A 14,867-nucleotide genomic window follows, 5' to 3' on the forward strand; every position below is an offset into this window, starting at 1 on the left:
TTTTAATTTAAGGTAGCTTCACCTAACATGTCTTCAACAATTTTTAATTGTCTGTCCTTGTTAGATAATTCATCTTTTACCACTTTTTCAGCGATTTCAACAGAAAGAGAAGCCACTTGACTTTTTAAGTCTGCCATAGCCGATTTCTTTTCATTCTCAATAGCTTCTTGAGCTTGAACGATCATACTGTCAGCTGTAATTTTTGCTTCTTCCTTAGCGTCTGAAATCATTTTTGTTTTAAGATCACGTGCTTCTTTAATCATCATTTCTCTTTCTGCACGCGCTTCTTTTAAAATACGTTCATTATCTGCTGTAAGGTTTTCCATTTCCTTTTTTGCATTTTCAGCAGAAGCCAAAGCATCTTTGATAGATTGTTCTCTGTCATTTACAGTTCCTAAAATAGGTTTCCATGCAAATTTTCTAAGAACGAAAAATAAGATTGCAAACGAGATAAACGTCCAAAACAACAATCCAACATCTGGAGTAACTAAATCCATTTCTTTTTATTTTAATAATTTTCTTTAATTAAAAACTAAAAACAGGTGCAACCAACCGTTGCACCTTGTTTTGTTTTACTTTGCAATAAGTGATACAACCACTGCGAAAAGTGCAACCGCCTCAACGAAGGCGATAAGTACAATTGCAGAAGATTGAATTTTTCCTTGCATTTCTGGCTGACGTGCAATAGCTTCCATTGCTGCTCCACCAATTTTACCAATACCGATACCTGCACCGATAGCTGCTAAACCAGCTCCAATTGCTGCAAAAGGAACGTAACTTGCTACTTCTTGTAATAATGCTAAACCCATAGTTCTAAATATAAAAAATTAATTAATGTTCATGTTCTTCCATTGCCGATCCAATATAAAGTGCCGACAACATGGTAAATATATATGCCTGTATGGCAACTACTAATACTTCAATAATACTAATAAAGAAAGAGAATGCAACTGATACTGGTGCAATCCAAATACTTTCAAATATGAATATTAAAGAGATTAAACTTAATACGATAATATGTCCTGCTGTAATGTTCGCAAACAAACGAATCATTAAAGAAATAGGTTTAATAAATATCCCCATAAACTCAATAGGAGCTAAAAATAATTTCATTGGTACAGGAACTCCTGGCATCCAAAAGATGTGTTTCCAGTAATCTTTATTTGCCACAACCGTTGTAATAACAAATGTGATTAAGGCTAATACCAAAGTAAATGCAATGTTTCCACTTAAGTTAGCACTAAAAGGGAAGAATGGAATTAAGCCCATCATATTATTAATCCAAATAAAGAAAAACAAAGACAATAAGAAAGGCATAAATTTCTTGTATTTCTTTTCGCCTATGTTTGGTATTGCAACTTCATCTCTAATAAAGACTATTAAAGGTTCCGTAAATTTAGCAATTCCTTTTGGCACTCCATTATTATTGTAAGCTCTAGCCGAAAGACCAAAAATTAATATCAATAAAAAGATGGAAAGAAACATTGAGAAAACCAACTTAGTAATTGAGAAATCCAATGGATGTCCATTTACTGGATGTTGCTCAGCGTCCATTGATACATATGATCCTTCTGTATTAGTCGAATCATTAGCATAATAAATCTCTTCATGATACTTAACAAATTTCTGACCGTTCTTTTCTACTATCACTGTTCCAGAATCATCGTGATGAAACTCACTTGACAAAAATGTTACTAATCCATTTTCTGTCCAAAGAATAATTGGTAACGGAATTGAAATAGCATGACCATTCCAGTCCATGATATGAAATTCATGTGCATCTTTAACGTGATGCATAATCATTTCGGTTACATTAAATTCTTCTCTTTCCTCCTCTAAGTCTTTGCTCGCATTGCTATTTGATGCTGCAAAACTCGATGTAGATATTAAAGCTAAAATAAGCCCTAAAATAAGATTCTTTATGATGTTGAATTTTGTTGTTCTCAATGTAATGCTTTTGCGTTCCTGAAATTTTGTGCAAATCTACTAACATTAAATGAATTGGCAAACCAAAAACAACATTGTTTACTGGTTTTTAAAAAATTTATTTAAACTATATATTTCAAATGCAAGAAAGATAAAATAAGGAATGAAGAAATTTATTACTTCAGTGACGGAATTTTCAGATTTTCCAACGAAAAGTGGTAATAAAAAAACAATCGCCAATGCCATCTTGATTAAAGTAGAAACTAAAAAGATGGTATAACTACTTTGCCCCCCTTTTGAGGTTTTATAAAAAATAATTCCGAAAACAGCAATAACCAGAACAATATTAAACAGGTAAATAGACCAAAGGGGTAGGGATAAATTTATTTCTGAAAAAAATATATGGAAGATATAATAATGTACGCCTGTTAATATAGCTGATAAGGCTAAAAGTTGAAATATGAAGCTATTTAACTCTTTTTTCATTTGTTTTCTTTATTTGAGAAATCGGTTACTTGTTTTATCACATAATACATTGCAATTCCTACTGATGCTAGGCTGCATATTATTGTGAATACTGAATATTTATTTATAAATTTTTCATCTAATTTGACTCCAGCATAAGATCCTAAACCAATGATAGCAATCATTTGAAAAGCTATTCCGGAGAATCTTGCATACGAATTAATTCTGCTGTCCTTGTTCTGTTTTTGATTTTTGGACTCTTTGGGATCTGTCAAAAGGATGGTTTTGAAGTTTTATTTTTTCTTTATTTTCTTTTTCTGAAAATAACTCACTGCTAGGCGCTGTCTTTTTAGAACCTTTCATCATACATGTAGCATTGAATGTAGCCCCTGGTTCAACCGCTAACTTGCCTGTAGATACCTCCCCATCAATTTTAGCTGTAGAACGTAGCGTAAGTATTTCTGTGACATCTAAAGTTCCTTCAAAAGTTCCTTCAATGTCTGCATTTTGGCAGGTTAATGTTCCTATAATAACACCTGTTTTTCCAATCACAACTTTAGAAGGAGTATTTACATTTCCTTTAATTGAACCATCAATTCTAAAAAATCCTTTAGAGTTAATGTCTCCTTGTATACTAGTGCCTTCATTTATTCGATTTTGACCTGTTCCTGGATCTACCGCATTTTTATCTTTTTTTTCTGAAAACATATCTACTAGATTTAAAGGTTTATAACACTCTCTATTCTTTTTTAATTTCTTTATTTTCTTCCATCACCTCATTACCTCTATTCAAATAATCATCTAAATTTTTATGAATCTGAATCGTTTTATAATTGGGTGATGATATTTCGAAATGTGATTTCTTTATTTTATCTTTTTTTCTTTCTTCAAGAACTTCAGCAAACCCTGTTCCTCCAAGTTTTGTAGATAATCCATGAATAATCACAAAAACTGTATTTGGATCATAGTAATCTATTGAAGTCGACATATTAGTATAGTTATAATATGCAATCGCTTCATCTAATTTAACTTGTAACTCTTCAGCTACTTCTCTTTCCTCAGTTTTAAAATCGTACACCACTTTCCATCTTTTGCCTTTATCATCTGGAAGAAAATCTTTAAATGATAATCCTGGTAATACAGCTTTATAAATGTTTTGAGCTTCTTTTCCTTCTTCTGAATTAGGATAGTTTAACGACACAAAATTTAACGCTTTTTTATAAGCTTCAAATCCTTGCTGTTTCCCTAAGGCAGTTGCTTTTAGCATTTCAAGTTTTGGAACGATATCATTCCCGAAATAAATTACTATATAATTCTCACAGGTTTCTATTACTTCTTGATATTTTGAAGCTTCGTATAATCTGTATAATTCTTTGTATTTAAATTCCGGACTTGATTCATCTTCAGCTAACATTGTATTCGGGTTCAACAATATTTCAGCATACCTAGAATCTGCATGGTTGTTTAAAATATCATTTTTAAATTGTTCAGCTAAACTTGATTTTTCAAGAATACCATAAATTTTATACAAGTTGTATTTTGAAGGTAATATCAAGCGTACTTCTGGCTGAAAAGTCAACAGTTTTTCTAAACGATTGGCTGCTAATTCATACTCTTTAAATTTCTCTTTATAGATAAGGCCTAGTTGATAATATGCAAAATTACGATCGCCAGTGATGCTGTCTATGTCTTTTGGTTCTGAAGGAATTCTAGAAATATAAGTTTCTGGTTTGTATAATTCGTTTTCAGCGATTGCTATTGTTTCAACAACTTCCTCGATATTCTCTAACTTGGATTTTTTATTAGAACGTCGCCAATTATCTTCCAGTGTTCTATTTCCCCAAATCTTTTTAAATTCTTGTTTCCCATAAGCAACAGTAGAAGAATTATAAAAATAGAACTTACCTGTATTCTCCCCTTCATCACCCGTTTTCGTTTTATTATAAAACTCTTTGTTTGCAATACTTTCTTGAGCTATAACCTCCGCAATTGAATCTGCAACTGCTTTTGCTTTAAGTTTCCTTGTATATTCAGTAAAAAAAGATAACCGTTCAGATTCGCTCATACTTACGATACGTAGAATACTGTCATTTTGGATAGCAATATCTTCGTATTTTATTACATCATCTAAATTTTCGCGTTTTTTAGTAACACGTCTCCATTCACGAGTTCCTTTTTTTAAATGAATAAGTGTGCTGTCATAATATGCACCGGCAATTTTATATTCGGCTCTATCGAAATTAATTTCAGCTAATGTTTTATAATTTAATGCTTGTAATGGAAGGTCATTATTAAACTTTTGAATAGATCTATTATAATAAGCAACTGCAGTATCAATGTTTTTGTCATTGTAATAATACTCCCCTATCTGATTGTAAATTTTATCTAAAAAAGGGCGATTCTCTCTGTCCTCTTCTAAATCTGTAAGTAGTTCTAAAAATAATACTTTATCTCCTTTTTCATAATTAAAATTACGTGCTTTAGCAATATGAGCATTGATCATATATACTCTAGGTGATTTTCTATTTAATTCAATCACCTCATCAAAAGCAAGGTTGGCGCTATCTTTTAAACCAAGGTGATTATATAATTGCCCTTTTATATAAGTATATCTTCCCTTTAATTCCTTGTCTTTTACACTTTCTGAAGCTTGTTTTATAAAAGGTAATGCTTCATTTATAGAATCTAAGCTTATGTATGCTTGAGCCATTATTGCTGAAGCATCTGCATAATCTTCCTTACTTAATTCTTTATCTTCAAGTAAATCTGAAAGGCTTTCTAAAGCAACTTCTTCGTTATTTAATCGAATGTTTGTTTTTGCTTTCCAAACCTTAGCATGATTAATATTGTTTGAAGTAGGATATTTATCTAATATAAAATTAAACGCATCTAAAGCGGGAATAAAACGTCCATCAAAGTAACGTGCTTTTCCTAAAAGAACATACGCCTCATCAATTTGAGGGTTGTACTCTCTACCATCAATATACATAGAATGTGTTTGTATTGCCTTCGCTGCTTTTTCTTCAGCTCTTGCAAAATTCGGACTATCTTTTCTGCCCGGGACATCTAACTTTTCTTCTAAATCGATTCGCTCAACTGGAAGTATTTCCCAATAATTGTCTCTAAAAGTCGCAGCGAGTTCTTCAATGCCTTTATCAAAAGCAACATCTCCATTGTATAAGGCGTTAAATTCACCTTTTACTGCATGTGCATTTCTGCTTAAAAAAGAATTCTTTTTTCGTGAACAAGCTGCTAAAAGTAGAACAGCTAGCGTTAGGATTGTAATTTTATAAATGCCCTTCAAAATATGTTTGTATTTATATAGTATTGTAAATAAAAGCGTTGCTTTTAAATATAAACGTTAAAGTGGAGGGTAAAAGTACGTTTCTTTTTGAAATCTTGACAATTATTGGTTTAAAAATATTCGGTTCACTTAGGTTTTTCAGTAGGTTTCCACCTTTTTAGCCTTCTTTATTAATATAATTTAATGATCCTTTTCATAGATTTCCTTCGTATTTTTGTAGAAATTTAAAAATAAGTATGAGTCATTTTCATTCCCTTGCTGTAAAAAAGGTAGTTAAAGAAACTCCTAATGCAGTGTCCATTGAGTTTATTATTCCTGAAAATTTAAAAGAAACTTTTACTTTTTTAGCAGGTCAATATATTACCATTAAGCATACATTAAATGGTGCAGAAATAAGAAGAGCATATTCTATTTGCAGTGCTCCTAAAAAGGAACTGTTGAAGGTTGGAGTTAAAAAGGTTGAGGGTGGTAGTTTTTCTGTATTTGCAAACACAGAACTTAAAGAAGGTGATGTTTTAGAAGTAATGCCTCCCCAAGGTAAATTTGTTCTTAATCCAGATTCAAATCACAAAAAAAAATATGTTTCTTTTGCAGCAGGAAGTGGAATAACTCCTGTAATTTCTATACTAACTACAGTATTGGAAGAAGAGCCTCAAAGTACTTTTTTATTGGTCTACGGAAACAAATCGGTTTCTGAAACTATGTTTTACAATGAATTAAAGGATTTAGAGGAAAAATATCCAGATCGTTTTTCTTTGGAATATGTCTTTAGCCAAACCGATAAAGACGGTGCTATATTTGGAAGAGTCTCTAAAGCAAATGCCAACTATTTTCTGAAAAATAAATACAAAGAAGAAAATTTCGACACCTTTTATTTATGTGGTCCAGAAACCATGATCAATGAAGTAACAGATACTTTAAAAGAAAATGGGGTTCAGGAGAATCAAATTAACTTTGAGTTATTTACTACTTCTGAAAGTGAAACACCAGTTGATGTAGCTAGTGGAATGACCAAAATTACGGTAATTGTTGATGATGAATCAATAAGCTTTGACATGTCACAAAAGAAACTGGTATTAGATGCCGTATTAGAACAAAAAATCGATGCCCCTTATTCGTGTCAAGGTGGAGTTTGTAGTACCTGTATTGCCAAAGTGGTTGAAGGAAAAGTTACCATGGTAAAAAACCAAATCCTTACGGATAGCGAATTAGAAGAAGGCTTAGTCCTTACGTGCCAATCACATGCAATTACGCCTACTTTGGTGATTGATTATGATGATGTGTAGATGAATAATCTAAAATTTTAAAGACTTTCCCAACCACAGTATCTGGCTCAATAGTTCTCATCACTTCCTCATAGCACTCAGGAAATTTATTTCTGTAGATAGATGTTGGGATGAATGGAAATTGTTCTCGATCGGATAGTATAGAATTACCCTCAGCTTGCCCAAAAGGAGCAAATCCAGCAAAAGGGTGTGTAACACCCCAAAGAGTGATTACAGGTAAGCCATACATCGCTGCTAAATGTCCGTTTCCACTATCCATAGAAAGCATTATATCCAGGTTTGAGATCAATTCTAGTTCTTCGGTTAATGTTAATTTTCCAACGATACTTGTCACTGATGAATATTGAGAAGCCATGTTTGCTAAAACCTCTTTTTCATTGGTGCCGCCGCCAAATAAAAAGATGTTGAATTTTTGTTCCTGATCCAAACTAGCAATCACTTTTTGCATTAAATCTAATGGATACATTTTACTAGTATAGGCTGCAAAAGGAGCAATTCCTATGCTTTTTTTTTAGAAGTATCGTTTAGTAATTCTTTGACTTTAGCTGAGCAATGTCGAAGTCTGACTGGGAATCCATTTTTATAATCTGCGGGATCAAGAGGCTTCATGAAAAAATCTCTAGTAATTAACTGGCATTTCTTTCGCTAATCGTCTTAGGTTCTTCATTTCTTGATATAAGTGCCCACCAGATTCATCCCAATAGAAAAAGCCATTCCTATGAAATAGGAACGGCTTTAGCAACTAATTTTAACTAACTATATAGTATTCTATTAGATTATTATTTCTTGATCACTTTATACGTTCCTGTTTTAGAACCAACTGTTACTTCCATAATGTACGTTCCAGTTTGTAAGTTAGAAACATTCAATTGTCCAGAAATAGCGTTAATCGATTGCTCAAGTACTTTTTGTCCTAATATATTGTATAAAGCAATATATTCAACATTTTGATTAGCACTATAGTTAATTATATTTGTTGTTGGATTAGGGAAGAAAGTAAGGGCTGAAAGATTATTATCATTAGTCCCTAAAATATCCTCACACGTAACCGCTAAGCTAAATACACCAGATTGAGAAGCAAAACCTTCTATCATAATAAGATAAGTTGAAGTCCCATCAGATGTAAATGTAAGTTCAGATTGTAGGCCACACCAGTCATCATTTGTTGCAATTTCAGAACCGGCACAGGCATCAAAAAGTCTAATATAAGAATCATAGTCTGTTCCACCATCACATAATGAAAAAGTAACATTTTGTTCAACTCCATCTCCAGTATATGAATACCAAACATCTGGCGCAGGATTTCCGCCTGTATCTGAAGCAGAGTTTGTTTCCCCTGTAACGGTTTCGTCACATGCTAATGCAATTGCATCTTCACAAATATCGTTATCTGGAGTAATAAATGCACAGGTAACCGCTAAGCTAAATGCACCAGACTGAGGCCCAAAACCTTCTATCATAATAAGATAAGTTGAAGTCCCATCAGATGTAAATGTAAGTTCAGATTGTAGGCCACACGAGTCATCGTTCGTGTCTATTTCTGCACCGCCACAGGCATCAAATACTCTGATCACTGAATCATAATCTGTTCCACCATCACATAATGATAACGTAACATTCTGTATAACACCATCGCCGGTAAATGAATACCAAACATCTGGCGCAGCATTTCCACCCGTATCTGTAGAAGAAGAAGTGTCTCCTAAAATAAGGTCGTCACAGGCAACTGGAGTTGCATTTACACAAAGATCATTTTCAGCTGGATCATCAGGGTTACATGAAACAGCTAAATTAAAGCTCCCAGAAAGGGTTAAAAAACCTTCTACCATAATAAAGTATGTTGAAGTACCATCAGAAGTAAATGTAAGTTCAGATGACGTGAAACAAAAATCATCATTTCCAGCAATTTCAGTACCGTCACAGGCATCAAAAACACGTAAGTATGTGTCATAGTCTGTACCGTCATCACATAATGATAAGGTAATATCTTGTTCAACTCCAGTTCCTGTAAATGAATACCAAAGGTCTGGCGCAGCATTTCCTCCTGTATCTGTAGCAATAGAAGTATCTCCTATATACGTGCCGTTACAGACAACTACAACTGCGTCTTCACAAAGGTCGTTACTAGGGGCACTTCCATCTGGACAAAATACGTGATTATTAAGTAGTGGACTAAAACCATTAACTCCGTCATACATACCAACAATTCTGATTGTTTTGATACCAGTAACAGCAAAAGAAACTGGAACTAGTGAACTTTCTGGCACAGCCACTGGCCCTAAAATACCTAAAGAGGCACCACTATCATCTAAGGCTTCAATGGTAACAGAATCTGGAAAACCATCAAAAGCACTCAATTCAAAATCAACGGCATCCACTGTTAAATCATATTGCAGTGTTAGTGTACCGTCGGTACTGCTTGCAATGATAGTTTGATTCTCTTGACCATAATAATCTACACCATTCCACTGTAAGTCACCAGCCAATGAGATATAAACACAGCCATCTTCTACAAGACCTGGTCCTTGACCATTTACAACGGTAGTCTCATCAAGCATTGTAACACCAGGCAGAAAATTTGCACTACCTGGTGGGAGTAGATAACCTTCAAAATCTTCTGTGATACAATCGCCACGGTTAGTTACCCCTTGAACACTCCCTTCCAAAAGAGCAACGTCAAGTTTGGGGTGATTTTTAACGGAACTGTCCATGACTGTTGAAAAAGTTTCTAAAGAACTATTTTGATTTGTAGCTTGTTGCAGCGTAGCAACATACCTGTTATTGTCTGCATTAGGAGCTAGAGGCGCTTGGCTAAAGCCAACGAAACTCAAGAGTAGTATTAATAAAAGTGTAATTTTTTTCATGTTTAAAGTTTTAGTAAAAGGTTCGTAAGAGGTTTGCAACTCATAATTATTTGTTGATTAGCATAATTGCATGAAGACAAATATTCGAAAATTATTTTGTTTTGTAACACAAAATAAAATTTATATAGAAAGTAAAAAAAAAGACTTAGCAAGTTTTAGTTTTCCTTAAATATTTACAAAAGATTCTCTAAAGTCTAAAGGTGAGCGCAAAGGCAAAAACAGCTCTTTTGTTTTTTTCGGCGTTGGCTGATGCGGGTGGGAAAAATAAATGTGCTGTTTGCGCGGTGGGGAGTTTGGTGCTATTTTTAATGGTTTGTTGGATTTTTTTTCGCTTATGGGTAACTTATTATATTGATTAATTTATGCTCGTTTATCAGGGCATGCTAACCGATAACGATCGATTTGGCGTCTTTTTATCGGCTTCGAGGAAAACTACTAAATAATAAAATAACACCTTTAGTTCTGTGTGTTTTTTAGCACCTTTTTTAAAGTGTTCACTTGAGTATTGAGCTGCTTGTAAATATTGTAACTGTAAAAGAGTCTCTTTTTGTCATTGTGAGCACAGCGCAGTAATCTTTCTTTTTAAAAACATAAACGATTAAACAAAAAGTGGTTCTTCGGTCATTCTTCATTCTGAATGACAAAAAACACTTCAAAAAAAATTAAAGCAAATCTATAATTTTTGCAACCACAGTTTTAGGCTCAATCGTTTTCATCACTTCTTCATAGCCCGCTGGAAATTTATTTCCGTAGATAGATGTTGGGATGAATGGAAATTGTTCTCGATCGGATAGTATAGAATTACCCTCAGCTTGCCCAAAGGGTGCAAATCCAGCAAAAGGGTGTGTAACACCCCAAAGAGTGATTACAGGTAAGCCAAACATCGCTGCTAAATGTCCGTTTCCACTATCCATAGAAAGCATTATATCCAGGTTTGAGATCAATTCTAGTTCTTCGGTTAATGTTAATTTTCCAACGATACTTGTCACTGATGAATATTGAGAAGCCATGTTTGCTAAAACCTCTTTTTCATTGGTGCCGCCGCCAAATAAAAAGATGTTGAATTTTTGTTCCTGATCCAAACTAGCAATCACTTTTTGCATTAAATCTAATGGATACATTTTACTAGTATAGGCTGCAAAAGGTGCGATGCCGATACTTTTTTTAGAAGTATCTTTTAGTAATTCTTTGACTTTAACCGAGGTATTTTTTTGTTTTTTCTGAACAGGTTTTGACAGATCCAATGGATAGCCCAAGTCTTCAAAAACATCGGCATAGCGTTGATGACTTGTTTTTAATGGCTTAAAATTTTCTCCTTGGGTGAGTTGTTTTTTTTCTGAACGTCCTTTATCTATCGCTGCTGTTTTAACCCCTTTTAGATTCAGATATTTTGTGATGATTTTTGAACGAATCACATTGTGTAGATCTGCCACCCCATCGATTTTAAGGTTTTTAGCTTGCTTGGCTAATTGCAATAATCCTAATCCTTTGTGTTGACCATACACATCGGCTTCCAAAAAATTTATTGTTGGAGTGTCTTCAAAAAAAGGCCTGAAAAATGGTTTCGAAAGGACTGTAAGCTGAACGTCTGGATAGGTTTCAGAAAATAGAGTAAGTACCGGAACTGACATTGCCACATCTCCCATGGCGGAAAGACGAATTACGAGTATGTGTTTAGGTTTTTTCATTTATAGAGACTCATCGCTTTGCTCTGAGTGACACTATTTTTCTCCTCTTAATACAGGATTTAGCTCGTCGTCATTGTACATTTTCATTTGCTTATATACTTTCATATATTTATTTCCAACAGAAATATCATTCAACAATTGATCAATCGCTGTACTTAAATCAACACGTTGTTCGAGTAAAATATTCAATTTTGTTTGACAGGCATTTCTGTGCGATTCAGAAGCATTTTCTCTAGTAGCTTCTTCATTCATGTGGTACACTTTCAAAGCAAGAATAGAAAGACGATCCACACCCCAAGCAGGGCTTTCAGTATTAATAGTAGCATTATCTTGAACAGTAGCTTCTTTGTATTCTTCTAAAAAATAACTATCGATATACTCAACCATATCGGTGCGATCCTGATTTGAAGCATCAATCTGTCTTTTTAATGATAGGGCTCCAACAGGGTCAATATTTGGATCCCGAATAATGTCTTCGTAATGCCATTGTACCGTATCAATCCAACATTTTCTATATAGCAAATGATCTAGAAGTTGAGCCTCTTTTGAATAAGGGTTTGTAAATGACTGATCTACGTTATTTTCAATGTGATACGTATCTATAACTTCTTTAAAAATTTTATTTGCTTTTTCTGAAAACATAATGGAAAATTAAAAATTGTTTTTGCAAAGATATTATTTTTTGAAATAGTATCCCTTTTAAATCAAAATAGGAATTTTCGATTTAATTTATAAACATTAAACCTATAGGAAGTAAAACCAAAACCCACAACAATAATTCTTTAAACCAAAATTCTTTTATGCCTTCTATGTAACTTGTCGTTATAATTGAAAGAGAAGCAAGAACAAAGAAAAACTCAGCTCCATTTTTAGTTGAAGACAAAAATCCTATCAAAAAACTAATCACTAAAACAAGTATTAAAAGCGTATAATTTGACTTCGCTTTTTTAGCAATGGTAGAAAATTTTGATATTCTATAAAACAAGGTCCATATCGTTAATGCTATTATAATTGATGCAGGAATTAATAAGGAAAAAGATTGATAGGCTGAAAAATCGATTCCTATGGATCTATCTATTTTCAGAAACCAAAAAAAGGATTCATTCATTAAAAGATAATAGGTGGTAGTTAGGGTAAAAACCGATAAAAATCCTACGATTGGAATTAAAAAATGATTGGCTGTTTTTTTCGGATTTTGAAGAATTCCTATATATAAAACGATAAAATATAACAAGCTCCAAAAATAAAAAAGAGATGCTATGGCAATAAATAATGTGGCATCTAATAATTTTTTGTTGGTATTCTTAACGGATGTTATACTAACTATTCTTCGTAAAGCAAGTAGTAAAAATAAATTTGATATTATGATATTATTTTCAGAAAAAACAGCAGGAAATAGTAGAATAAAACAACAAAACAATATAATTGAAAGGTTGTTTTTATCTGTTAAACTATTTTTTCTTACAATAAAGTCTAGCAATAATATAAGGAATATAAAGACTAAAGCGATCAATATATAATTTATAAAAAATGAAAGGCTTAGTGCCTCTATTGGGTTTAAAAAAATCCAGAGGGAATAGCCGAATAAAAGAAACACGCTTACAATTATAAAATTGATAGGTTTAGAAATACTGAAAAAGCTTGTGAGCATGGTTCTTAATTTATATTTTTGCAATCTAAATATAAAGATATGTCTTGGAAAGGTTTTTTTGAAGGAATACAGTCATTTTTTGTAGACGTTGTATTTGCTCCTTTTGATATGCTAAGATCAATGGCTCCTGAAAGTTGGTTTCTTAGCAATATAATGTCATGGATACTAATGGCAATTGGTGTTGTTGCATTTATATATTGGATGGGACAACTTAAAAAATTTAATGACAATAACGAAGAAGACCGTAGTTCAACGGGTCATTCTTATTTATAATAAATCAAATCCGATATCGGTACGATAATACATCGTATCAAAATGTAGTTTTTCTATGTTTTGATACGATTTTTTTATTGCCTTTTTATAATCAATATCTAAGGAAGTTATCGCGATAACTCTCCCTCCATTGCTAAGCACTTTTCCATCCTTACTTGCTGTTCCTGCATGAAATACGATAGAATCTTGTATATTTTCGATACCTGAAATGACTTTCCCTTTTTCATACGCTTCAGGATATCCTCCAGAAACTACCATGACTGTCGTTGCAGCTCGTTCGTCTAATTCAAGATCAATAGTATTTAAAGTTTGTTTCGCTGTAGCCTCTAAAACAGCTACGAGATCCGTTTTAATTCTAGGCAAAACAACTTCAGTTTCAGGATCGCCCATTCGTACATTATACTCAATAACAAAAGGTTCATTGTTTACTATAATAAGACCTATAAAAACAAATCCTTTATAATCAATGTTCTCTTTTATAAGTCCATTGACCGTAGGGATCACAATTCGTTCTTCTATTTTTTTCATCAAGACCTCATCTACAAAAGGTACTGGTGAAATGGCCCCCATACCACCTGTATTTAATCCTGTATCGCCTTCTCCTATCCTTTTATAGTCTTTCGCCGTTGGAAGTACCTTATAGTTTTTCCCGTCTGTTAAAACAAATACGCTTAGTTCAATTCCGTCAAGAAATTCTTCAATTACAACTGTTGCACTAGCTTCACCAAACTTTGCATGCGTTAACATGTTTTCAAGTTCTTGTTTTGCTTCTTCAATATTATTTAGAATTAGGACTCCCTTTCCGGCCGCTAATCCATCTGCTTTTAATACATAAGGTGCATTTAAAGTTTCTAAAAATTCTTTTCCTTTGGCAACTGTTTCTTTAGTAAAGCTTTGATATGCTGCTGTTGGAATACCATGATCAAACATAAATTCCTTAGCTCGTTCTTTACTTCCTTCTAATAAAGCTCCTTCTTTTGAAGGGCCTATAATCATTACATTTTTTAACCTTTCACTTTCTGAAAAATAGTTTGTTATTCCTTGCACCAAAGGATCTTCAGGCCCCACCACAACCATTTCAATATTGTTTTCAATCACACAAGATTCTATCGCTTTAAAATCGGTTACTGAAATAGGAACATTGGTTGCAATTGCTTCAGTTCCTGCGTTTCCAGGTGCTACAAAAAGTAGATTACACTTTGGACTTTGAGAAATTTTATATGCAAATGTATGCTCGCGGCCTCCAGAACCTAGGATTAAAATATTCATTAGAAAGGAATTTAAATTCGACACAAAAATAAGATTTTTTTATCCTGAAACCATACGAACTCTTTCTATTTCCGATGGAATATTATTTATTTTACTGAAAGACTATTTTCTGTTTAAAACTTCGTCTACTAAATGCCAATC

General features: G+C 33.2%; 15 protein-coding genes. 2 read left to right on the plus strand and 13 right to left on the minus strand.

Features of this window, described 5'->3' with window-relative positions; all coding sequences use genetic code 11:
* Positions 1–2: 2 nt before the first annotated feature.
* The 7 genes from ABXT64_RS05220 to porW all read right to left on the minus strand — a co-directional run bounded on the left by ABXT64_RS05220 (position 3) and on the right by porW (position 5,695).
* Positions 3–497, minus strand: a complete 495-nt coding sequence (locus ABXT64_RS05220; RefSeq protein WP_443634497.1) for a F0F1 ATP synthase subunit B — start codon at positions 495–497, stop codon at positions 3–5.
* 75 nt (positions 498–572) lie between these two features.
* A complete protein-coding gene (gene atpE, locus ABXT64_RS05225) occupies positions 573–809 on the minus strand; it encodes an ATP synthase F0 subunit C (RefSeq protein ID WP_443634499.1) in 237 nt (78 codons plus the stop codon).
* A 22-nt stretch (positions 810–831) separates the two neighbouring features.
* Entirely contained in the window at positions 832–1,947 is a 1,116-nt protein-coding gene (gene atpB, locus ABXT64_RS05230) for a F0F1 ATP synthase subunit A (RefSeq protein WP_443634501.1), read from the minus strand.
* 78 nt (positions 1,948–2,025) lie between these two features.
* Positions 2,026–2,412 carry a hypothetical protein gene (locus ABXT64_RS05235; protein ID WP_443634502.1) on the minus strand — a complete coding sequence of 129 codons (387 nt, stop codon included), beginning with the start codon at positions 2,410–2,412 and terminating at the stop codon, positions 2,026–2,028.
* On the minus strand, positions 2,409–2,666 hold the full coding sequence (locus ABXT64_RS05240) for an AtpZ/AtpI family protein (RefSeq protein WP_443634504.1): 258 nt from the start codon (positions 2,664–2,666) through the stop codon (positions 2,409–2,411). The genes ABXT64_RS05235 and ABXT64_RS05240 overlap by 4 nt, the downstream gene beginning before the upstream one ends.
* A complete protein-coding gene (locus ABXT64_RS05245) occupies positions 2,611–3,099 on the minus strand; it encodes a bactofilin family protein (RefSeq protein ID WP_443634505.1) in 489 nt (162 codons plus the stop codon). The genes ABXT64_RS05240 and ABXT64_RS05245 overlap by 56 nt, the downstream gene beginning before the upstream one ends.
* 31 nt (positions 3,100–3,130) lie before the next feature.
* Positions 3,131–5,695: a type IX secretion system periplasmic lipoprotein PorW/SprE gene (gene porW, locus ABXT64_RS05250; protein ID WP_443634506.1), complete on the minus strand. Its 2,565-nt coding sequence runs from the start codon at positions 5,693–5,695 to the stop codon at positions 3,131–3,133.
* A 236-nt stretch (positions 5,696–5,931) separates the two neighbouring features.
* Here porW and ABXT64_RS05255 point away from each other — a divergent pair, with 236 nt between their 5' ends.
* On the plus strand, positions 5,932–6,981 hold the full coding sequence (locus ABXT64_RS05255; RefSeq protein WP_443634507.1) for a 2Fe-2S iron-sulfur cluster-binding protein: 1,050 nt from the start codon (positions 5,932–5,934) through the stop codon (positions 6,979–6,981).
* Here the strand turns inward: ABXT64_RS05255 and ABXT64_RS05260 are convergent.
* From ABXT64_RS05260 to ABXT64_RS05280, 5 genes are all read right to left on the minus strand, one after another.
* Entirely contained in the window at positions 6,950–7,483 is a 534-nt protein-coding gene (locus ABXT64_RS05260) for a glycosyltransferase family 9 protein (protein WP_443634923.1), read from the minus strand. The two genes, ABXT64_RS05255 and ABXT64_RS05260, sit on opposite strands and share 32 nt — an antisense overlap.
* A gap of 277 nt (positions 7,484–7,760) precedes the next feature.
* Positions 7,761–9,845 carry a T9SS type A sorting domain-containing protein gene (locus tag ABXT64_RS05265; protein WP_443634508.1) on the minus strand — a complete coding sequence of 695 codons (2,085 nt, stop codon included), beginning with the start codon at positions 9,843–9,845 and terminating at the stop codon, positions 7,761–7,763.
* 662 nt (positions 9,846–10,507) lie between these two features.
* Positions 10,508–11,533: a glycosyltransferase family 9 protein gene (locus ABXT64_RS05270; RefSeq protein WP_443634510.1), complete on the minus strand. Its 1,026-nt coding sequence runs from the start codon at positions 11,531–11,533 to the stop codon at positions 10,508–10,510.
* Positions 11,534–11,566: 33 nt separating this feature from the next.
* Complete coding sequence (locus tag ABXT64_RS05275) at positions 11,567–12,175, minus strand: DUF4254 domain-containing protein (protein ID WP_443634512.1); 609 nt, start codon at positions 12,173–12,175, stop codon at positions 11,567–11,569.
* Between the two features lie 82 nt (positions 12,176–12,257).
* Positions 12,258–13,184, minus strand: coding sequence for a DUF6427 family protein (locus ABXT64_RS05280; protein ID WP_443634513.1), 927 nt, complete (start codon positions 13,182–13,184; stop codon positions 12,258–12,260).
* A gap of 39 nt (positions 13,185–13,223) precedes the next feature.
* On the opposite strand from ABXT64_RS05280, the gene ABXT64_RS05285 reads away from it, so the two are divergent.
* Positions 13,224–13,457: a DUF6341 family protein gene (locus ABXT64_RS05285; protein WP_443634515.1), complete on the plus strand. Its 234-nt coding sequence runs from the start codon at positions 13,224–13,226 to the stop codon at positions 13,455–13,457.
* On the opposite strand, the gene purD is transcribed toward ABXT64_RS05285, so the two are convergent.
* Positions 13,452–14,726: a phosphoribosylamine--glycine ligase gene (gene purD, locus ABXT64_RS05290; RefSeq protein WP_443634516.1), complete on the minus strand. Its 1,275-nt coding sequence runs from the start codon at positions 14,724–14,726 to the stop codon at positions 13,452–13,454. The two genes, ABXT64_RS05285 and purD, sit on opposite strands and share 6 nt — an antisense overlap.
* Positions 14,727–14,867 lie beyond the last annotated feature (141 nt).

The organism is Candidatus Marifrigoribacter sp. Uisw_064 (assembly GCF_047730175.1).
Taxonomy (GTDB): domain Bacteria; phylum Bacteroidota; class Bacteroidia; order Flavobacteriales; family Flavobacteriaceae; genus Marifrigoribacter.

Excerpts from the sequence above, each read along its gene's own strand:
- ABXT64_RS05255 (WP_443634507.1), top strand. The coding sequence starts at position 5,932 with ATGAGTCATTTTCATTCCCTTGCTGTAAAAAAGGTAGTTAAAGAAACT.
- ABXT64_RS05235 (WP_443634502.1), bottom strand. The coding sequence starts at position 2,412 with ATGAAAAAAGAGTTAAATAGCTTCATATTTCAACTTTTAGCCTTATCA.
- ABXT64_RS05280 (WP_443634513.1), bottom strand. The coding sequence starts at position 13,184 with ATGCTCACAAGCTTTTTCAGTATTTCTAAACCTATCAATTTTATAATT.
- ABXT64_RS05265 (WP_443634508.1), bottom strand. The coding sequence starts at position 9,845 with ATGAAAAAAATTACACTTTTATTAATACTACTCTTGAGTTTCGTTGGC.
- ABXT64_RS05245 (WP_443634505.1), bottom strand. The coding sequence starts at position 3,099 with ATGTTTTCAGAAAAAAAAGATAAAAATGCGGTAGATCCAGGAACAGGT.
- ABXT64_RS05285 (WP_443634515.1), top strand. The coding sequence starts at position 13,224 with ATGTCTTGGAAAGGTTTTTTTGAAGGAATACAGTCATTTTTTGTAGAC.
- ABXT64_RS05275 (WP_443634512.1), bottom strand. The coding sequence starts at position 12,175 with ATGTTTTCAGAAAAAGCAAATAAAATTTTTAAAGAAGTTATAGATACG.
- purD (WP_443634516.1), bottom strand. The coding sequence starts at position 14,726 with ATGAATATTTTAATCCTAGGTTCTGGAGGCCGCGAGCATACATTTGCA.
- ABXT64_RS05220 (WP_443634497.1), bottom strand. The coding sequence starts at position 497 with ATGGATTTAGTTACTCCAGATGTTGGATTGTTGTTTTGGACGTTTATC.
- atpE (WP_443634499.1), bottom strand. The coding sequence starts at position 809 with ATGGGTTTAGCATTATTACAAGAAGTAGCAAGTTACGTTCCTTTTGCA.
- ABXT64_RS05270 (WP_443634510.1), bottom strand. The coding sequence starts at position 11,533 with ATGAAAAAACCTAAACACATACTCGTAATTCGTCTTTCCGCCATGGGA.